Source organism: Mycobacterium sp. SMC-17 (genome assembly GCF_045310915.1).
Taxonomy (GTDB): domain Bacteria; phylum Actinomycetota; class Actinomycetes; order Mycobacteriales; family Mycobacteriaceae; genus Mycobacterium.
Window position 1 is genome coordinate 68,728 of sequence record NZ_JBJIAK010000006.1, and the last position, 18,624, is coordinate 87,351.

At 67.7% G+C, this 18,624-nt stretch carries 18 protein-coding genes; 6 read left to right on the forward strand and 12 right to left on the reverse strand.

Annotated elements, in window-relative coordinates; genetic code table 11:
* Nucleotides 1-43 precede the first annotated feature (43 nt).
* Genes ACJH7A_RS06220 through ACJH7A_RS06230 form a run of 3 tightly spaced genes read right to left on the reverse strand, consistent with a single transcriptional unit; the run spans nt 44 to nt 3,101 of the window.
* A complete protein-coding gene (locus ACJH7A_RS06220) occupies nt 44-1,192 on the reverse strand; it encodes a sulfotransferase family protein (RefSeq protein WP_406801596.1) in 1,149 nt (382 codons plus the stop codon).
* A complete protein-coding gene (locus tag ACJH7A_RS06225; protein ID WP_318985464.1) occupies nt 1,189-1,971 on the reverse strand; it encodes an SDR family oxidoreductase in 783 nt (260 codons plus the stop codon). Before ACJH7A_RS06225 ends, ACJH7A_RS06220 begins: the two co-directional genes overlap by 4 nt.
* Before the next feature lie 2 nt (nt 1,972-1,973).
* On the reverse strand, nt 1,974-3,101 hold the full coding sequence (locus tag ACJH7A_RS06230; RefSeq protein WP_318985463.1) for a hypothetical protein: 1,128 nt from the start codon (nt 3,099-3,101) through the stop codon (nt 1,974-1,976).
* A gap of 197 nt (nt 3,102-3,298) precedes the next feature.
* Between ACJH7A_RS06230 and ACJH7A_RS06235 the strand changes: the two genes are divergently transcribed.
* Nucleotides 3,299-4,207: an IclR family transcriptional regulator gene (locus tag ACJH7A_RS06235; protein WP_138250801.1), complete on the forward strand. Its 909-nt coding sequence runs from the start codon at nt 3,299-3,301 to the stop codon at nt 4,205-4,207.
* Between the two features lie 16 nt (nt 4,208-4,223).
* Here ACJH7A_RS06235 and ACJH7A_RS06240 read toward each other — a convergent pair whose 3' ends face one another.
* Nucleotides 4,224-4,754, reverse strand: coding sequence for a hemophore-related protein (locus ACJH7A_RS06240; protein WP_141772274.1), 531 nt, complete (start codon nt 4,752-4,754; stop codon nt 4,224-4,226).
* Between the two features lie 165 nt (nt 4,755-4,919).
* Here ACJH7A_RS06240 and ACJH7A_RS06245 point away from each other — a divergent pair, with 165 nt between their 5' ends.
* Nucleotides 4,920-5,570, forward strand: a complete 651-nt coding sequence (locus ACJH7A_RS06245; RefSeq protein WP_406801597.1) for a GNAT family N-acetyltransferase — start codon at nt 4,920-4,922, stop codon at nt 5,568-5,570.
* Between the two features lie 60 nt (nt 5,571-5,630).
* On the forward strand, nt 5,631-6,032 hold the full coding sequence (locus ACJH7A_RS06250) for a hypothetical protein (protein ID WP_406801598.1): 402 nt from the start codon (nt 5,631-5,633) through the stop codon (nt 6,030-6,032).
* Here ACJH7A_RS06250 and ACJH7A_RS06255 read toward each other — a convergent pair.
* The 5 genes from ACJH7A_RS06255 to ACJH7A_RS06275 are packed head-to-tail and all read right to left on the reverse strand — an operon-like array spanning nt 6,025 to nt 11,352.
* A complete protein-coding gene (locus ACJH7A_RS06255) occupies nt 6,025-8,124 on the reverse strand; it encodes a RecQ family ATP-dependent DNA helicase (protein ID WP_406801599.1) in 2,100 nt (699 codons plus the stop codon). The genes ACJH7A_RS06250 and ACJH7A_RS06255 overlap by 8 nt on opposite strands.
* Nucleotides 8,081-8,746, reverse strand: a complete 666-nt coding sequence (locus tag ACJH7A_RS06260; protein WP_406801600.1) for a TIGR03943 family putative permease subunit — start codon at nt 8,744-8,746, stop codon at nt 8,081-8,083. The genes ACJH7A_RS06255 and ACJH7A_RS06260 overlap by 44 nt, the downstream gene beginning before the upstream one ends.
* Nucleotides 8,743-9,744 (reverse strand): permease, encoded by a 1,002-nt coding sequence (locus tag ACJH7A_RS06265; protein WP_406801601.1) that lies wholly within the window; start codon nt 9,742-9,744, stop codon nt 8,743-8,745. The genes ACJH7A_RS06260 and ACJH7A_RS06265 overlap by 4 nt, the downstream gene beginning before the upstream one ends.
* Before the next feature lie 37 nt (nt 9,745-9,781).
* A complete protein-coding gene (locus ACJH7A_RS06270; protein WP_406801602.1) occupies nt 9,782-10,552 on the reverse strand; it encodes a glucose 1-dehydrogenase in 771 nt (256 codons plus the stop codon).
* A 2-nt stretch (nt 10,553-10,554) separates the two neighbouring features.
* The gene (locus tag ACJH7A_RS06275; protein WP_318985455.1) at nt 10,555-11,352 is read right to left on the reverse strand and encodes an SDR family NAD(P)-dependent oxidoreductase; all 798 of its coding nucleotides are present in this window, start codon (nt 11,350-11,352) and stop codon (nt 10,555-10,557) included.
* Nucleotides 11,353-11,528: 176 nt separating this feature from the next.
* Between ACJH7A_RS06275 and ACJH7A_RS06280 the strand changes: the two genes are divergently transcribed.
* Nucleotides 11,529-12,938: a wax ester/triacylglycerol synthase family O-acyltransferase gene (locus ACJH7A_RS06280; RefSeq protein ID WP_406801603.1), complete on the forward strand. Its 1,410-nt coding sequence runs from the start codon at nt 11,529-11,531 to the stop codon at nt 12,936-12,938.
* A gap of 61 nt (nt 12,939-12,999) precedes the next feature.
* On the opposite strand, the gene dmpG is transcribed toward ACJH7A_RS06280, so the two are convergent.
* The 3 genes from dmpG to ACJH7A_RS06295 are packed head-to-tail and all read right to left on the reverse strand — an operon-like array spanning nt 13,000 to nt 15,792.
* Nucleotides 13,000-14,064, reverse strand: a complete 1,065-nt coding sequence (gene dmpG / locus ACJH7A_RS06285; protein ID WP_064861053.1) for a 4-hydroxy-2-oxovalerate aldolase — start codon at nt 14,062-14,064, stop codon at nt 13,000-13,002.
* Nucleotides 14,061-14,978: an acetaldehyde dehydrogenase (acetylating) gene (locus ACJH7A_RS06290; RefSeq protein ID WP_406801604.1), complete on the reverse strand. Its 918-nt coding sequence runs from the start codon at nt 14,976-14,978 to the stop codon at nt 14,061-14,063. The genes dmpG and ACJH7A_RS06290 overlap by 4 nt, the downstream gene beginning before the upstream one ends.
* 28 nt (nt 14,979-15,006) lie before the next feature.
* Complete coding sequence (locus ACJH7A_RS06295) at nt 15,007-15,792, reverse strand: 2-keto-4-pentenoate hydratase (RefSeq protein WP_020100790.1); 786 nt, start codon at nt 15,790-15,792, stop codon at nt 15,007-15,009.
* A 71-nt stretch (nt 15,793-15,863) separates the two neighbouring features.
* Here ACJH7A_RS06295 and kstD point away from each other — a divergent pair, with 71 nt between their 5' ends.
* Entirely contained in the window at nt 15,864-17,546 is a 1,683-nt protein-coding gene (gene kstD, locus ACJH7A_RS06300) for a 3-oxosteroid 1-dehydrogenase (protein ID WP_133426438.1), read from the forward strand.
* Nucleotide 17,547: 1 nt separating this feature from the next.
* Nucleotides 17,548-18,408, forward strand: coding sequence for a MaoC family dehydratase (locus tag ACJH7A_RS06305; RefSeq protein WP_020100792.1), 861 nt, complete (start codon nt 17,548-17,550; stop codon nt 18,406-18,408).
* Nucleotides 18,409-18,624 lie beyond the last annotated feature (216 nt).

Genomic DNA, 18,624 nt, shown 5'->3' on the forward strand with positions numbered 1-18,624 from the left:
CCTGAATCAGTTGATTCAGGGGGTTTTCGCGATCGTCCGGCCGCTACAGGTTGGCGAAGCGCTCCTTGACCTGCTCCTCGGTCAGCCCGTAGTCGGACAGCGAGTAGGTGTGCTTCGGCGCGCGCGGACCCTGCTGGCTCTGCGCGTGGCTCTCGGTGATGGCCTGGCGTGCGGCATCGGTGAACTCGATGCCGAACGTGCGGTAGATGCCCTCGACGGCGCCGACCGGGTCCTTGATGAACTCGAAGTAGTCGACATCGCAGAACTGCTTGGGATCATGCTTGGCCCGTTCGGCATTGAACAGCTCCAGGCCGCGCGACCACGTCTCCATCGAGTCGTCACCGATCACCTTGCCGGTGAAGGTGTTCGACCAACCCTCCGTGGTGTGCTGCGCGAGCGAGCACATCGACGCCATGATGGTCTCGGCCGGTCGGTGGCATTGCACCACCAGCGCGTCCGGGTACACCTTGAACAGCGCATCCAGCGCGAACAGGTGGCTGGGATTCTTGAGCACCCAACGCTTTTCGGGCTCGTTCAGCCCGATCAACTGCAGGTTCTTGCGGTGCCGCTGGTAGGACTTCGTCCAGTCCTGCCGGGCCAGCCACTGCGCGTACGACGGGACGTGCGCCAGCGTCTCGTAGGACACCGAGTGCAGCGACTGACGCAGCAGCTGCCAGCACTCCTCGACCTCGTCGGCCGTCATGAAGTGCAGGCCCGTGTAGTCCGGGTTCTCCTCGTGAGCCTGCTTGAACCGCGCATCGAGCGCACTGAATACCGGGTTGTCCGGCCAGGTTTCGCGCGGCGGCCGCGGCTGCGGGAACTCGGCCAGCCACATCTCCAGGCCCTGGTGTCGCGGGTCGGCCGTCAGCAGCCGGTGGATCACCGTGGTGCCGGTGCGCGGCAGGCCGGTGACGAAGATCGGCCGCTCGATCGGCACATCGGCGTGCTGCGGGTACTGCTTGAACGCCGCGTTGGACACCAGACGCGCCACCAGCGCGTTGCGGGTGAAGAACCGCTGCATCTTGCTGCCGAGCTCGGTCAGGTCGGCCTCGCGCTGGTACGAATCCAGCAGCACGCCAAGGGCTTCCAGATAGTTGTCGTCGTCACCACCGAAGTCGTCCAGGCCGCAGGCCTTGACGGCCGAGGCGTGCAGGTCCTCGACAGTGCCGACGTTCGTCCGAAGTGCGCTCATGCCTTGTACTCCCCGCAGTTGACGTCGAGCGACTGACCGGTGATGCCACTGGCCAGGTCGCTGGCCAGGAACAGGATGGCAGAAGCCACCTCGTCCTCGGTCGGCAGGCGCTTCAGGTCGGAGCCGGCGGCCGACGCCGCGTAGATCTGCTCGACGGTGGTGCCGTACTTCTGCGCCTGATGGCTGAAGTAACCCTCCAGGGTTTCGCCCCAGATGTAGCCCGGCATCACGGAGTTCACGCGGATGCCCTTCTCGCCCAGCTCGGTCGAGAGGGTCTGCGACATGGCCAGCAGCGCCGACTTCGCCATCTTGTAGGCGCCGTACTTGGCCTGCGAATGCCGCACGACCATCGAATTCACGTTCACCACAGAGCCTTTGGCCGTCTCGAGCGCCGGGGTGAAGCCCTGCGTCATGCGCAGCGCACCGAACACGGTCAGCTCGATCGCATCGCGCATGTGCTCGAAGGTCGTGTTCGCGAAGGGCTTCATCGACGGCACCCGGAACGCGTTGTTGATCAACACGTCCGCCTTACCGAACTCCTCCGTGGTACGGGCCACCACATTGGCGACCTGCTCCTCGTCGGTGATGTCGGCGCCCACCACCAGCGCGCGCCGGCCCAGCTCCGTCACCTCCTTGGCGACGACCTCGAGCCGTTCCACCGTGCGGGCCACCAGCACCAGGTCGGCACCGTTCTCCGCACATCGGCGCGCCAGCGTCGTTCCGAGCCCAGGCCCGACGCCGCTGATCACCACGACCTTTCCATCGAGCAGTCCACTCACGGTCAGCCCACCATCCTCTCGCCAATAAGCCTCTGGCGCAGTGCAATCCGCGCGCGCCAATCTTCTTCGGAAATCTTGTTGGTCTCGTAGAACGGCAGCTTCGAGGCCACCTCGTCGAGACCCACGACCTCGCACGTCGGGCCGTCCTCGGCCGTCAGCTCGCGCGACACCCGCTGCCAGCGGAACTGCAGGTAGCCCCTGGCGTGACCGAGCGTCTCGCACCAGTTGGTCACGCCGGGGTTGTTCTCCGACACCACGATCCGGATCTTGCCGTCCGGATCCGCCTGCGCCTGAGTGCCGTTCAGCGACGTCTGGTGATTGATGTAGTCCAGCGAGATGTACCAGAGACTGCCGAGCTGGAAGCCCAGGTAGGGCGCGTCCGTCACCGGCAGCGTGATGACCATGGCCTGGTCGGGCGTCATGTCGTAGTGCCCGACGGACGAATACTGCGTGGCCAGCCCGCCCGGGGTCAGCCGCGGCGCGGTGAGGGTGTTGACCGGCAGGTTGTCGTAGAACCACTTCGGGAACTGCAGCCAGGTCTTGACGCGCTGCACCAGCTGCTTGCCGGCGACGGCGTACCGCTTCTCGATCAGTTCACGGGTCAACGGCTCGGGTGCGGTGCCCGCAGTGTCGGTGCGGGAGATCGCGAACGAACCGCGCTGCGCCGACCAGTCGTTGTAGACCTCGCGGATCACCAGCTGCGCCGGGGTGGCCGGGGTGAACCGCCACTCGAACGTGCCGTCGGCGGCGATGTCGAGCTTGCGGTCGTCGAACGCCGTCTCGCTGTCCGGCACGTTGGCGTCGGTGTATTCACCGCCGAGCAGCTGGAAGCTCACGTCGGTCGTGGTGCCGCGACGGCCGGTGACGACGTACTCGTGACCCGGCTGCACGCGGGTGCCGAAGTACATGGTGTCGGGGTTGTCGAGGCCCATCTTCTCGAACGGACCGGTGCCGCTGTGCAGGAACGGGTGGTCCTTGTCGTAGTCGAACGCAACGTGGGTGCACGACGCGATACAACCGGCGAGGTATTGCAGGCCTTCGAGCAGATCGGCCTCGGATTCGATGAACGGCGCCGCGGCGACGAGGCGCTCCGCCTCGGCGACGGCGTCGACGAACGACTGCGTGAACATACGGTCAACACCCTTCCGTTCCAATATTGGAACGCATCGGTAGATATTCCGACTGAAGGGTAGAACGTGTTCCAGTTGTCGTCAATGCCGCGCATTACCGTCGTGCCGCTCGACCTGCGGCTTCGCCTCGATCCTCCTCTGACCTCCCACCTCGGCACAACGGTCCATATTTGGACCGATGTCGTACATTCCTAGCCATGACCGACACCGGCCGCGCGTCGCCACCCACCGCCCGCGTCGTCGCGGTGCTGGATTTCCTGGCCAGTCACCCCCAGGAACAATTCGGGCTGTCCGAGTTGGCGCGCCGGCTCGACCTCAGCAAGCCCACCTGCCTGGGCATCGTCACCACGCTCGCCGACGCCGGTTACCTGGTACGTGACGCGGCCGAGAAGACCTACCGGCTGGGCCCGCGGTTGATCACACTGGGCCACACCGCGCAGGAGTCCATGCGCATCAGTCCGGCCGCGCGGGCGGAACTGCGCAGGCTGTCGGAGGCCTTCAACGCGACGGCGGCCCTGTCGGCTGTCGTCGACGACCGCATCACGCTACTGGAACTCGTTGCCCCGCACGGCAGTCCGGAGCCGGTACAGGTCGGGCAGAGCTACCCGTTCGCGCCGCCGGTCGGCCTGATGTTCGTGCTGTGGGATGAGCGCGCGGTGCGCGACTGGCTCGCCAAGGAGCCGACGATCCCGCTGCGCACCGACAGCGCGCGACTGGAACGGGTGATCGCCGAGTGCCGCGAATCGGGCTATCTCGTGGAGCGGCTGACACCGGGCGGCAGGCGGCTGTACGCCATGATGGCCGGCATGTCGAGCAACCTGCCCGACGAATTACGGGTTCTGCTGGGCGAACTCGTCTCCGACATCGGCGAGCGCGTGTACCTGCCGAGCGAATCGAGCGCGGCGGCGGGCGGGCGCGCCAAGCACGACATCAGCGTCATCGCAGCGCCCGTGTTCGACCACCACCAACGTCAGGTGATGGTGCTGTCACTGCAGATCGGCCATGCCCTGACCGACGCGGAGATCAGTAAGCGAGCACGCGGGCTGGTGGCCGCCGCCGCGACGCTGACGGCGCAACTCGGCGGCTCCCAGCCCGGCCGGACGTGAGTTCGGCCAGTGACGGCTAGACGCCGTTGAGGACGGCCAGCGCGTCGGTCGGCGCGACCTGCAGGCCGCAGCGGTCCTTGAAGGCGGCCAGCGGAGCCTGGATGCCGCGCAGCGCGTCGGCCTCGTCGGGGTGGGCCTTGAAGTAGTTGTCGAACTGGCTCATGGCGGCGAACGCCGACTGCCGGGTGGCGTCGAGCAGCGCGGCGTCGGCATCCGGGTGCGCGGCGAAGTAGTCCGACAGCTGCAGCGTGACCGAGCTGATGGTCTTGGCGAGCGTCGCGGTGCTGCAGTCGGCGACGGTGGCGGCCGGGGCGACGGTGGTCGTCGTCGTGGTCGACGGCGCCGTGGCGGACGTGGTGGGCGTCGCCGAGGTGGTCGGCGTCGCGGCGGTGGTCGCGGTCGTGGTCGGCGACGCGGTGGCCGACGTCGTCGGCGAGGTCGGGCTCACGGGATCGGCCGATGCCCGCGGCACGACAAGGGCGGCACAGGCGGCGCCCAGGGCGATGAAGCCGAGGGTGGAACGGCCGAACGTCACGGCACGAGTCATGGAATCCTCCTTTGTTCTGGCCGCATCCGTCTTCCCCGGCCTCTGGGGGTGTTTCGCTCGGCCCGGTGCAGCTGTTACACAAGCGACGAAAGTTGCAGGTCAGCGTGGCTTGAAGCGGCAAATATTCGCTTTCGTGAATTAGCTCGGCTGTGCTGGTATTGGGGCATGCGCGCTTCGCCCTGGCCACTGGCGGAACTGGAGGTGATCACTCCGGTTCTGCGGCTCTGCCATGTGACCGACGAACTGGCCGACGAACTCGCCCGGCTGGCCGCCCAGGGCATCCACGATCCGGCCACCATGCCGTTCTCGGTCCCGTGGACCGACGCGGTCTCCCCGGAACTTGAACGCAACACCGTCCAGTACTTCCGGCAGACCCGCGCCGAGGTGTCGACGGAGCACTGGGACGTGCCGATGGCCGTCATCGTCGGCGACGACGCCGTGGGCGTCTGCACGGTGACCGCCGACGGCTTTCCCGCCCGCCGGACCGTGTCCACCGGCTCGTGGCTGGGCCGCCGCTATCAGGGCCGCGGCCTGGGCCGGGAGATGCGCACGGCCGCACTGCAGCTGATCTTCGCCGGATTCGACGCCGACGTCGCGACCACCCGGGCCTGGCACGACAACGCGGCGTCGCTCGGCGTCACGCGGTCGCTGCCCTACGTACAGACCGGCTCGTCACGGCAATCACGGCGCGGGGTCTTCGACACCATGCTGGAGTTCACCATGACGCGCGACCAATGGGAGTCCTTGCGCCGCAACGATATCGAGTTGGTCGGCGTCGACCCTGTGGTCGACCAGCTCGGGCTGCGCCGGAACTGAACCGACGGACACCAGAAATTGGCGTCCGGAACCGGTGCGCCAGGCTCATAGGCTCGAGGAGTGACATACGACGACGCCGAGTGGCACTACGACAGCGTGGGGGAACTCGACCTCGATGTGAGCGCGGCAAGCACCCACATCGGGATGTTCATGGCGTGGTTGGCGTTGCACGGCCTCACCCGGTCCGATTGCAATCCAACCGAATTGCACAACCGGACCATCACGCCCGGCGAGTACCTGCGCCGGTACTGCGTGAATCAGATCGACCCGTCGATGCTGACCGACACCGGAAACGCTTTCGCCGAGGCGGGTTACCGGACCTACCTCTCGCAGTACCGCAATGTGCCGGCCGTCGCTCGTCATGGCGAGAGGTACGGCGAACCGGACACGTGGGAAACCTACGACGACGTCGCCCAGATGGTCGATGAGCTGTACGCCGAGTGGCGGTCTGCCGTCAGCTGACAGACGCCAGGGCGAACGGCAGCACTGCGGGTGCCCCGGCGGTGCGCAACACCTGCGTCGCCATGGTCATGGTCCAGCCGGTGTCGACGAGATCGTCGACCAGCAGCACCGGACCGCTCACGTCCAACGCGGGCGCCTCCCACGAATCCACCAGCGCCGCAACCCGATACGCCGAGTTCGCCGCCGTCACCGGACGCCGCTGCGGCCGGTAGTACAGCGTGCCCAGGTTCTGCAGCCGGCCCAGCTCCGCCAGCCGGGTGACCAGCGAGCCGATCAGCTGCGGATGCCGTTCGGAGTCCAGACCCATCACCGCCACCGGACGTTCCTTCCAGTTCCAGGCCTTGAGGACCGCCACGGCCGCCTGCACGACGGCGTCGGGCACCTCGGCGTCGGGCCCGTCGAGCAACTGGCGCAGCCGGGCACCCCAGCCCAGGTCGGTCAGCCGCCCGATGACCCGCCCCGGCTCGGCACCGCCGGATATGCGGCCGGACAACCCGATTCCCAGGGAGCCGAGGCCCGTCGGCCACTGTTTGCGCGGGGCGATCTCCACGCCGGGCCGCATGAGCTGATCGCGCACCGTCGACGCCGCCTCGGCATCGACGTCGGCGGTGTAGCGCGCACCCGCACAATTGTCGCACCGGCCGCAGCTGCGACCGTCGAGCTCGGGATCGTCGAGTTGGCTGCGCAGGAACACCATTCGGCACTCGGTGGTCGATTGGTAGTCCAGCATGGCCTGCTGCTCGCGCTGCCGCGCGGCGTCCAGGTTGCGGTAGCGCTCCTCGTCGTACGACCACGGCTCGCCGGTGCTGATCCAGCCGCCCTTGACGCGGCGCACCGCACCGTCGACGTCCAGCACCTTGAGCACCATCTCGAGCCGCGACCGGTTGAGGTCGACCAACGGTTCCAGGGCCGCGGTGGACAGTGCGCGGTCCGGCTCGAGTTCACCGATCACCTTGCGGACCAGGGCTTCCGACGGGAAGGCGACCGACGCGAAGTATCGCCAGATGTCGGCATCCTCTTTGCCCGGCAACAGGATCACCTCGGCGCTGGACGTGGCGCGGCCGGCACGGCCGACCTGCTGGTAGTACGCGATGGGCGACGACGGAGCGCCCAGGTGCACGACGAAGCCCAGGTCGGGTTTGTCGAAGCCCATGCCCAGCGCCGAGGTGGCGATGAGCGCCTTGACCCGGTTGTTCAGCAGGTCGGCTTCCAGCTGTTCGCGTTCGGCGGCCTCGGTGGAGCCGGTGTATGAGGCGACGGTGTGGCCCTGCTCGCGCAGGAGCGCGGCGATGTCGTGGGCCTGCGACACCGTCAGGGTGTAGACGACGCCCGAGCCGGGCAGCGAATCCAGATGCGCCGCAAGCCAGGCCGCCCGTTGCGCCGGTCCGCCGGCGTGCACCACGGACAGGCGCAGTGATTCCCGGTCCAGGCCACCGCGCAGCACCAGGGTATCGCCGCCCCCGACGCCCAGCTGCGCGGCGACGTCCTGCACCACGCGGTCGTTGGCGGTCGCGGTCGTGGCGAGAACCGGTATGCCCGAACCCAATTCACCGATCAGGGTGCGGATGCGCCGGTAGTCGGGCCGGAAGTCGTGGCCCCAGTCGGAGACGCAGTGCGCCTCGTCGACGACGACCAGGCCGGCATCGGCGGCCAACGCAGGCAGGACGGCGTCGCGAAAATCGGGGTTGTTCAACCGCTCCGGGCTGACCAGCAGCACGTCGAGGTCGCCGGAGGCGACCCGCTGGTGCACCTCGTCCCATTCGGTGACATTGCTGGAGTTGATGGTGGCGGCGCGGACGCCCGCACGTTCGGCTGACGCCACCTGGTTGCGCATCAGAGCGAGCAGCGGCGAGACGATGACGGTCGGGCCGCGGCCGGCGGCCCGCAGCAGCTTGGCGGCGATGAAGTACACAGCGGACTTGCCCCACCCGGTGCGCTGCACCACCAGCGCTCGGCGGCCCTGGACCACCAGGGCCTCGATGGCCACCCACTGGTCGTCGCGCAGCACCGCGCCGGGGCCGGCGAGCTGTTCGAGCAGGGCCTGCGCGTCAGTACGCGTAGGTGTTGCGGGGCTTGGGGATTGGCTCGGCACTGGTCACTTCCATGGTCGGGACGAAATTCGTGGACGGATTGGATGTCCCGGGTACCACCTTGCCCTGCACCTTCAGCCAGGTGTCTTTCGGGTGCGATCCGAGGTCGCCGGTCAGGTGGATGCGGGCCAGTTGCGCGTCGGCGGCGCAACACACGATCACGACGCGGGCCAGGTCGTCGCCCATGGTGAACCCGGTGACGGTGATGGTCCGTCCTTCAAGGCTTTTCGTGGAGTCCGCGGCCGCCCGCAGCACGACCTCCGGCAGCGACACCGCGCCGTCGGCCGGCAGCGGTGGGAAGGCCCGCTTCGGCGGGGCCACCGCGGCGGTGACGGTCTCGGCGCCGACGGCGCTCATCGGCGGCACGCTGACGAACGCGGTCAGCGCCACCGGGATGAGGAGCAGCCATGCCAGCAGTCCGCGATGGTGATGACCACCCGGCGGCCCGTGGCGCAGGTCCCGCACCAGGCACACCACAGCGAGCGCCACCAACAGGACGGCCGCCACGACCAGCCACGGGAACAGCGCCGGTTTCACGAAATTCAGGTAGGTGCCCTTCACCGCGATCAGGCCCGTGCTCAGCCCGATCAACAGCACCAGGATGTTCTGGGTTTCCCGGCTCACGACGCACCCCCGAGCAGCAGCAGCCCGACGGCCGTCGCACAGACAGTGGCGACCACCAGCGTCACCGGCGCGAATCGCACGGCGAACGGCCGGCCGAACACGCCGGCCTGCATGGCGAACAGCTTGACGTCCACCGCGGGGCCGACCACCAGGAACACCAGGCGCGGCACCAGCGGGACCATGGTCAGGCTGGCCGCGACGAACGCGTCGGCCTCCGAACACAGCGCCAGCACGACGGCCAGCAGCGCCATGGTCACCACGCCGACCACCAGGTTGCCGGCCACCTGCTCGAACACCCACGACGGCACGGCCGCGCGCAGCACCGCCGCCGCACCGGCGCCGACCACCAGATAGGCCGCGGACTGCAGGAAGTCGTGCCGGGCCGCCTCGGCGAAGACGGTGAAGCGCGATGCGCCCTCGTCGTGGTGGGCGGGCAGCGTGCGGGTCACCCATTCGGCGCGGCCCCAGCGCTGCCACAGCAGCCCCATCACCACCGCGGTCAGCAGTGATGCCACACACCGCGCCACCACCATCTGCGGCTGGCCGGGGAAGGCGACGGCCGTCGCCACCAGCACCACCGGGTTGATCGCCGGGGCGGACAGCATGAAGGTCAGGGCGGCCCCGGCCGTCTCCCCGCTGAACAACCGGCGCGCCACGGGCACCGAGCCGCATTCGCAACCGGGCAGCGCGGCACCGCCGACGCCCGCCACCGCCACCGCGAGCGCCGGCCGGCGCGGCAGCAGGCGGGCCAGCCGCTCCGGGGTGAGATATGCGGCCACGAGGCCACTGACGATGACGCCCAGCACCAGGAACGGCAGAGCCTGCACGAAGACGCCGCAGAACACCGTGGCCGCGGCGGCCAGGCGGGCATGGTCGGTCAGGACACCGCTGACCCAGGAACCCGACAGCGCCAGTGCGGTGAGGGCGATGAGCAACAGTTCCATCGACCCGGCCCGCCGCCGGCGCTCCGGCGCCAGTGTGGATTCGTCCCCGGCCATGCGCCCATCTTGCCGGGCAAGTCTGACAAGTCGCTCGCTACGTCGCTTGTGGCTGGGTCGGGACGACCGGGATCCGGCCCGCGCTCGCGCCGCCGTCGACCGCCAGATCCGCACCCGTCATGTACGACGACGCGTCCGACGCCAGGAACGCCACCACTTCGGCGACTTCCTCCGGCGCACCGACGCGGGTCAGCGGCGCACCCGGGTGCCCGCCGAGCCCGCGTTCGATCGGCAGGTGCGCCACCATCGGGGTGTCGATCATGCCGGGGTAGACGGTGTTGACCCGAATCCCCATGGGGCCCAATTCGATTGCGGCGACCTTGGAGAATCCGCGCAGACCCCACTTGGACGCGCCGTAGGCGCTGTAGCCGGCCAGCCCCTGCAGGCCGGCCTGTGAGGACACATTGATGATCGAGCCGCCGCCGCCGGCCCGCATGGGTTCGACGACGGCCTTGGTGCCCAGGAACGGACCGATCAGGTTGACGCGCAGCTGCCGCTCCCACGATTCGGCGGTGTGGTCCAGGAGCGGTTCGACGGTGCAGATCGCCGCGTTGTTCACGAGCGCGTCGATGCGGCCGAACTCAGACAGTGCGAGCTCCACCGTTGTCCGCCAATCGCTTTCGCTGCCGACGTCGTGCCGCTGGAAGCGGGCGGCGGCGCCGATCGACGCGGCGACCGCCTCGCCCTCGTCGACCAGGACGTCGGTGAGCACCACCTGCGCGCCGAGCGCGGCGAACAGCCGCGCCTCGGCCTCACCCTGACCACGCGCTGCGCCGGTGATGATCGCGACCTTGCCGGCCAGATTCATGACTAGTCGCTGTCCTGGTCGATGCCGGTCAGCATGAGTTCGGAGACCCGGCGCGGGGTCTCGGTGAGGTACGCCATGGCCGCGATGCGCTTGGGCAGGATGACGTGCTTCTTCTCCTTCTCGACGGCATCGGCGATGGCCTCGGCGACCATGTCGGCGTCCAGCGGCTCCTGCGGGATCATCCGGAACTTGAGCGACCGTTCGATGGTGCGGCGCGCCGGCCCGAACGACCGGATGTGGTCGATCATGTCGGTCTTGACCTCACCGATCTGAACCAGCGTGGTGTTGACCGGCTTGTTGCGGAGCTCGGAGCGGATACCGGCGGTGAAGTGGCTGAGCCCGGCCTTGGAGGCGCCGTACAGGGTGACGCCGGGCCCGGTCGAGATGGCGCCCATCGAGGACACGTTCACGATGTGGCCGCGGCCGCGCTTGATCATCAGCGGCATCGCCTGGCGGCACAGCTCCATGGGGGCAATCAGGTTGACCTGCAACAGGTCTCGCACATCCGCCGACGACGCCTCATAGAAGCGGCCGACGCGGTCCACACCGGCGTTGTTGATGATGACGTCGACGGGACCGTCGGCCTCGACACGGCCGATCAGCTGCTCGACCGCCGCCGGATCCATCAGGTCAGCGGGATATGCCTTGCCGCCCAACTCCTTTGCGAGCTCTTCGAGCTGCTCGGCGTTGCGCGCGACGAGTGCGACATCGGCACCGCGGCGCGCCATCGCCTGCGCGATGTTCCTGCCCAGACCACGGCTGGCACCGGTCACCAGAACCCGGCTGTTCCTCAGTTGCATATCCCTACTCCATTCAGTCAGATACCGACCCGGCGGAGCCCTCGGGCTCCGCGTCGCGACGCCGAGTCAGCTCATGGTGAGCACGCTAAACGGGGTGTGAGCCGAAATTCAGAGGTAGTTCCCGATCAACGAGACAACATGTCCGCTGGCTCACATTTTTGGCTTCATAGTGATGTATGCGACGTTTATCGGGCGAGGACAACAGCTTCCTGGCGTGGGAGAGTGCCGTCCAGCCGCAGCACACCATCAAGGCCGTCGTACTCGATCCGGCCCAGGGCCACGAGCCCATCACCTTCGAAGCCGTGCGCGCCGCACTGCCCGGTCTCGTCGACCGCGTCGAACCCCTGCAGTGGCAGCTGATGTCGCCGCGGTTCGGTGCCGGCCGGCCGTGGTGGATCACCCGCGCCCGCGGCGACTTGAACTACCACATGAAGCGCGCCACCGCCGCCGCACCGGGAACCGATCGCGAGCTCGGCGCGGAGATCGCCAAACTCTTCGAAGAGCCGCTCGACCGGGACCGCCCGGCCTGGCAGATGTGGTACATCGACGGTCTGGCGGACGGCCGCGTCGCGCTCGTGCTGAAGATCCACCACGCGGTGGCCGACGGCATGGCGTCGCTGAACCTGCTCGAGCAGTTCTACAGCCAGGACCCCACGGACCGGCTGCCCGAGCCGTCGGCCCGCCCGGCGCCTGACGAGCACCGGCCACCGACCGCCGAGTGGCTGCCGATGGTGGCGCGCCAGCAGGTCAGGTCGCTGGCCAAATTCCCGAAGGTCCTGGCGCGCACGGCGAAGGTCACGCGCACCATCCAGAACCGGCAGAAGGCGGGCAAGCCCGGCTACGCCGAGGCCTTCATCCCGCCGGCCCTGCCGTTCAACGAGCCGCTGACCGCCCGGCGCGGCTTTGCGTTCGTCAATGTCGAGATGGATCAGATCAAGCGGGTGTCGAAGACGTTCGGCGTGAGCGTCAACGACGTCTTTCTCGCCATGTGCAGCACCGTCCTTCGCGAGTACCAGGCGTCCCGCGGCCCCGTCGGCGACGACACCATGACCGCCGTGGTGCCGGTGTCGATGCGCCCGCAGGACGGCGACCGGTGGGGTAACAAGGTCGCCCGCTGGAACGTCGAACTCGCGACCAACATCGCCGATCCGGTGGCGCGGCTGAAAGCCATCTCGGCGAACACCGCCACGGCCCGCGAAGTGCAGAGCGAGCGCGACGCCTGGCTGCAGCACGACTGGATGGAGTACTGGCCGCTGTTCAAGGTCTACTCGCGGGTGCTGCCGACCATCGGGGCGAAGGTCAAGAAGCGCCCGATGTTCAGCATGATCGCCTCGAACATGCGCGGCCCGCAGCAGACGCTGTACTTCGGCGGCGCCCCGGTCGAGAAGCTGATCTCGACCGGCCCGCTGGTCTTCCCGATGGGCATGAACATCACCGGCTGGAGCTACGAAGGCGGCATGCAGATCTGCGTGCTCACCTGTACTGACCAGGTCAAGGATCCGCAGGCCATCGCCGACCGGCTGCCGGCGGCACTGGCCGAGCTCGTGGCCCGCTGCGAGACCGCGACGGATTCCGTCACCAGCTGACCCGGCTACGCAAAACGCCGGCCGTCCCTTTCGGGGCGGCCGGCGTTTTCGCTTGCGGCAGTTAGGCCTTACCCTCGGCACGCTCGCGCTGGATCTCGAGAGCGATGTCGATCAGCTGGTCCTCCTGGCCACCGATCAGCTTGCGCTGGCCGACGCGGAGCAGCAGCTCGTGGGCGGGCACGCCGTAGCGTTCACCCTGGCGCACCGCGTGCTTGAGGAAGCTCGAGTACACGCCCGCGTAGCCCATCACCAGTGCGTTGCGGTCCAGCAGGCACTCGGCCGGCATCGCCGGGGCGACAACCTCTTCCGCGGCATCGGCGATGTCGAAGAAGTCGATGCCGGTCTTGACGCCGATCTTGTCGAACACGCCGACCAGCGCCTCGACCGGCGCATTACCGGCACCGGCACCGAACCGGCGGCACGAACCGTCGATCTGCTTGGCACCCGCGCGCACGGCCTCGACCGAATTGGCAACGCCCAGACCAAGATTCTCGTGACCGTGGAAACCGACCTGCGCGTCGTTGCCGAGTTCGGCGACCAGCGCGCCGACGCGGTCGGCGACACCCTCGAGCACCAACGCACCCGCGGAGTCCACCACGTAGATGCACTGGCAGCCGGCGTCGGCCATGATGCGGGCCTGCGCGGCCAGCTTCTCGGGAGAGATGGTGTGGCTCATCATCAGGAAGCCCACGGTCTCCAGGCCCAGTTCGCGGGCGAAGCCGAAGTGCTGGATCGAGACGTCGGCCTCGGTGCAGTGCGTGGCGATGCGGCAAATCGAGCCGCCGTTGCCCTGCGCGATCCGGATGTCTTCCTTGGTGCCGACACCCGGCAACATCAGGAAGGCGATCTTGGCGTTCTTCGCGGTCTCGGCCGCGATGGTGATCAGCTCCTGCTCCGGGGTCTTGGAGAACCCGTAGTTGAAGCTCGAACCACCGAGTCCGTCGCCGTGGGTCACCTCGATGACCGGGACGCCGGCGTTGTCGAGGGCGCCGACGATGGCGCGCACCTCGTCAGCGGTGAACTGGTGGCGCTTGTGGTGCGAACCGTCGCGCAACGAGGTGTCCGTCATCCGGACGTCCCAGGCGGCGTCGAAGAAGATGTCTCCGGGCTGAAGTGCAGTGCTCATGCGTTCGCTCCCACGATTTCCTTGGCGATCTCTTCGCCCACCTTGGTGGCCGCAGCGGTCATGATGTCCAGGTTTCCAGCGTAGGTCGGCAGGTAGTCGCCGGCACCTTCCACCTCGACGAAGATGCTGACGACGTGCTGACCGCCGTTGACCACCGACGGCTCGTCGAACTGCGGATCGTTCAGCAGCCGGTAGCCGGGCACGTAGGTCTGTACATCGGCGACGACGTCCTTGACCGACTGCGTGATGGCGGCGTGGTCGGCATCTTCGGGGATGGCGCAGAAGATGGTGTCGCGCATGATCATCGGCGGTTCGGCCGGGTTCAGGATGATGATGGCCTTGCCGTCGCGCGCCCCACCGATGTCGCGCACGCCGGCGCTGGTGGTCTTGGTGAACTCGTCGATGTTGGCCCGGGTGCCGGGGCCGGCCGAGGCCGACGACACCGACGCGACGATCTCGGCGTAGGGCACGCCCCCCTGTGCCTCGACGGCACGGCTCACCGCGTAGACCATCGGGATGGTGGCCTGGCCACCGCAGGTGACCATGTTGACGTTCATCGAGTCCAGGTGCGCCCGCAGGTTCGCCGGCGGGATCACGCCCGGGCCGACGGCGGCCGGCGTCAGGTCGATGGCCCGGATGCCGGCTTCCTCGTACCGCGGCGCGTACGCCTTGTGCACGTAGGCGCTGGTGGCCTCGAAGATGAAGTCCGGCTTCTCGCTCTGCGCCAGCAGCCAGTCCGCTCCTTCGGCGCTGGTCTCCAGCCCGAGTTTGCGGGCGCGGGCCAGGCCCTCGCTCTCCGGGTCGATACCGATCATCCAGCGCGGCTCGAGCCAGTCCGACCGCAGCAGCTTGTACAGCAGGTCAGTACTGATGTTTCCCGAGCCGACGATCGCGACGCTCGCTTTGGACGGCATGCTCACTCCTCTACAGAAACTTTGGGTATTACGCGAAAGACAGGTGGACAGAACCCAATCCGGCGAATTCGGCGACGAAGTCGTCCCCCGGCTTGGCATCGAACGCCCGCATGCAGGCACCCGGCAGCACCACGTCACCGGCCTTGAGACGCACGCCGAACTGATCGACCTTGCGCGCCAGCCAGGCCACCGCCGTCACCGGATTGCCGAGCACCGCGTCACTGCGGCCCTCGCCCAGTACCTCGCCGTTGCACTTGAGCACGGCGTCGATGTTCCGAATGTCGATGTCCTTCGGGGACACCCGCTCCTTGCCCAGCACCCAGCCGGCCGAGGATGCGTTGTCGGCGATGGTGTCGCACAACTTGACCTGCCAGTTGGTGATGCGGGTGTCGATCAGCTCGATGGCCGGCGCGAACGCAGCGGTGGCGGCCAGCACGTCGTCCTCGGTGCAGCCGGCGCCGGGCAGATCATCGGCAAGCACGAACCCGACCTCGACCTCGACCCGCGGCAACAGGTACTTCGAGGTCAGCACGGGCTTGTCCTCGAATACCTGCATGTCGTCGAGGAGGTGCCCGTAGTCGGGTTCATCCACATTCATCATTTTCTGCATGGCCTCGCTGGACAGGCCAACCTTGTGTCCCACCACGCGGGCACCTTCCGCGACCCGCTGACGAATGTTGAGCAGCTGGATCTCGTACGCGTCGACGACGTCGATGTCGGCGTAGGTGTCGGTCATCGGCGACATCGCGACCCGGCTGCGCTCAGCTTGGGCCAGCGCGGCGGCGAGCTCGGCACGCACGTTGTCGGACAGCATTCGTGAATTCCCCTAACTTCATGGACCGGCGCAGTTGTCCACAGGCCGGGCAATTCTATAACGTGTTCTACATGACTGGACAGGAGTACGACGTTGTCGTCGTCGGCAGCGGTGCAGCCGGTATGGTCGCCGCCCTCACCGCAGCCCATCAGGGCCTTTCGACAGTAGTCGTAGAAAAGGCCCCACACTATGGAGGTTCCACTGCGCGGTCAGGTGGCGGCGTCTGGATCCCGAACAATGAGATTTTGCAGCGTGCGGGGGTAAAAGACACCCCGGAAGCAGCCCGCACCTACCTGCACAAGATCGTCGGCGACGTGGTGCCCGCAGAGAAGATCGACACCTACCTGCAGCGCGGCCCCGAGATGCTGTCCTTCGTTCTGAAGAACTCGCCGCTGAAGCTGTGCTGGGTGCCGAACTACTCCGACTACTACCCGGAGGTCGAGGGCGGCCGCGCCGGCGGACGGTCCGTCGAGCCCAAGCCGTTCAACGCCAAGAAGCTCGGCGTCGACGAAAAGGGCCTGGAGCCGGCGTACGGCAAGGTCCCGCTGAACATGGTTGTGATGCAACAGGATTACGTCCGGCTCAACCAGCTCAAGCGCCACCCGCGGGGCGTGCTGCGCAGCCTCAAGGTCGGCATCCGCGCCACCTGGGCCGGCGCCACCGGCAAGAACCTGGTCGGTATGGGCCGCGCCCTGATCGCGCCGCTGCGCATCGGCCTGCAGAAGGCCGGCGTCCCAGTGCAACTGAACACCGCGCTGACCGACCTGTACTACGAGGACGGCCGGGTTGCCGGCATCTACGTCCGTGACACCAACGCTCCGGAAAGCGCTGAGCCGCAACTGATCCGGGCTCGTCGTGCGGTGATCCTGGGCAGCGGTGGCTTCGAGAAGAACCAGGAGATGCGCACCAAGTACCAGCGCCAGCCGATCACCACCGACTGGACCGTGGGCGCCAAGGCCAACACCGGCGACGGCATCCTGGCCGCCGAAAAGCTCGGCGCCGCACTGGAAATCATGGAAGACGCCTGGTGGGGGCCGACGGTGCCGCTGCCCGACAACCCGTGGTTCGCCCTGTCCGAGCGCAACTCCCCCGGCTCCATCATCGTGAACATGAACGGCAAGCGGTTCATGAACGAGTCCATGCCGTACGTGGAGGCCTGCCACCACATGTACGGCGGCCAGTACGGCCAGGGCGAGGGCCCGGGCGAGAACGTGCCGGCGTGGTTGCTCTTCGACCAGCAGTACCGCAACCGCTACATCTTCGCGGGTCTGCAGCCGGGACAACGCATCCCGAAGAAGTGGACCGAGGCCGGCGTCGTCGTCAAGGCCGACACCATCGAGGAACTGGCGGAGCTCACCAACCTGCCCGTCGATGAGCTCAAGGCCACCATCGAGCGCTTCAACGGCTTCGCCCGCAGCGGTGTCGACGAGGACTTCGGCCGTGGCAACAGCGCCTACGACCGGTACTACGGCGACCCGACCAACAAGCCGAACCCGAACCTGGGCGAGATCAAGCACGGCCCGTTCTACGCGGCCAAGATGGTGCCCGGCGACCTCGGCACCAAGGGCGGCATCGTCACCGACATCCACGGCCGCGCTCTCCGCGAGGACGGCTCGGTGATCGAGGGCCTGTACGCATCTGGCAACGTCAGTGGACCGGTCATGGGTCACACCTACCCGGGCCCCGGCGGGACCATCGGCCCCGCCATGACCTTCGGATACCTCGCGGCACTGCACGTGGCAGGAAAGGGCTGACATGCCGATCAATCTCGATGAGGCCATCGGAGCCGAACTCGCACCCGTCGAATTCTCGTGGAGCAGCAGCGATGTGCAGCTGTACCACCTGGGCCTGGGTGCCGGCGCGGACCCCATGAGCGAGCGCGAGCTGCGCTACCTGATCGACGACAAGCCGCAGGTGCTGCCGACGTTCGGCAACGTGGCGCAGAGCTTCCACGAGACCAAGGCGCCGACGGTCAAGTTCCCGGGCATCGACATCGAGCTCAGCCGGGTGCTGCACGCCAGCGAGGCCATCTACACCGATGCGCCGATCCCGCCGTCGGGCACGGGCCGTGCCGTCACCAAGTTCACCGAGATTTGGGACAAGGGCAAGGCCGCCGTCATCTGGTCGGAGACGACCGTGACCACCCTCGACGGCGCTCCGCTGTGGAAGCAGAAGCGGTCCATCTTCGCCCGCGGCGAGGGCGGATTCGGCGGCGACCGGGGTCCGTCGACCTCGGCGGCCGAGCCCGACCGCGCACCGGACCTGCAGATCGCGCTGCCCACGCTGCCGCAGCAGGCCCTGCTGTACCGGCTCTGCGGTGACCGCAACCCGCTGCACTCGGATCCGGCGTTCGCCAAGGCCGCCGGCTTCGACCGCCCGATCCTGCACGGTCTGTGCACCTACGGCATCGGCTGCAAGGCCATCGTCGACAACGTGCTCGACGGCGACGCCGGCCGGGTCCGGTCCTACGGCGCGCGCTTCGCGGGCACCGTTATCCCGGGTGAAACCTTGCAGGCCAACCTTTGGCGTGACGGTGAACGAATCACCGGCGTGCTGACGGCGCCGAGCCGGGACAACGTCGTCGTGCTTGCTGGAATCGAGCTCACGGCGTCCTGACCAGGACGTATACGGAATCGGGCGCCTGTTCGGCGGCCGATTCCGGCAAACCAGGGGCAGCGGCCGGGTCACCGCTGTCGCGTCCACCTGTATCCACAGCTGACGCTTAACCTGCTAGTTTTCGTAGTAGTCAGTAATTGTCCAATTACTCGTGACGCAACTTCCGTGGGGGAAGCCGCCCGTCGGACGACTTGGAGACAAAGGAGCCACATCACC

What these genes read in the sequence shown, in the direction of transcription:
- ACJH7A_RS06230 (WP_318985463.1), bottom strand. Translation starts at nt 3,101, where the DNA reads ATGTTCACGCAGTCGTTCGTCGACGCCGTCGCCGAGGCGGAGCGCCTC.
- ACJH7A_RS06305 (WP_020100792.1), top strand. Translation starts at nt 17,548, where the DNA reads ATGCCGATCAATCTCGATGAGGCCATCGGAGCCGAACTCGCACCCGTC.
- ACJH7A_RS06265 (WP_406801601.1), bottom strand. Translation starts at nt 9,744, where the DNA reads ATGGCCGGGGACGAATCCACACTGGCGCCGGAGCGCCGGCGGCGGGCC.
- ACJH7A_RS06220 (WP_406801596.1), bottom strand. Translation starts at nt 1,192, where the DNA reads ATGAGCGCACTTCGGACGAACGTCGGCACTGTCGAGGACCTGCACGCC.
- ACJH7A_RS06280 (WP_406801603.1), top strand. Translation starts at nt 11,529, where the DNA reads ATGCGACGTTTATCGGGCGAGGACAACAGCTTCCTGGCGTGGGAGAGT.
- ACJH7A_RS06295 (WP_020100790.1), bottom strand. Translation starts at nt 15,792, where the DNA reads ATGCTGTCCGACAACGTGCGTGCCGAGCTCGCCGCCGCGCTGGCCCAA.
- ACJH7A_RS06275 (WP_318985455.1), bottom strand. Translation starts at nt 11,352, where the DNA reads ATGCAACTGAGGAACAGCCGGGTTCTGGTGACCGGTGCCAGCCGTGGT.
- kstD (WP_133426438.1), top strand. Translation starts at nt 15,864, where the DNA reads ATGACTGGACAGGAGTACGACGTTGTCGTCGTCGGCAGCGGTGCAGCC.
- ACJH7A_RS06245 (WP_406801597.1), top strand. Translation starts at nt 4,920, where the DNA reads ATGCGCGCTTCGCCCTGGCCACTGGCGGAACTGGAGGTGATCACTCCG.
- ACJH7A_RS06240 (WP_141772274.1), bottom strand. Translation starts at nt 4,754, where the DNA reads ATGACTCGTGCCGTGACGTTCGGCCGTTCCACCCTCGGCTTCATCGCC.
- ACJH7A_RS06290 (WP_406801604.1), bottom strand. Translation starts at nt 14,978, where the DNA reads ATGCCGTCCAAAGCGAGCGTCGCGATCGTCGGCTCGGGAAACATCAGT.
- dmpG (WP_064861053.1), bottom strand. Translation starts at nt 14,064, where the DNA reads ATGAGCACTGCACTTCAGCCCGGAGACATCTTCTTCGACGCCGCCTGG.
- ACJH7A_RS06270 (WP_406801602.1), bottom strand. Translation starts at nt 10,552, where the DNA reads ATGAATCTGGCCGGCAAGGTCGCGATCATCACCGGCGCAGCGCGTGGT.
- ACJH7A_RS06235 (WP_138250801.1), top strand. Translation starts at nt 3,299, where the DNA reads ATGACCGACACCGGCCGCGCGTCGCCACCCACCGCCCGCGTCGTCGCG.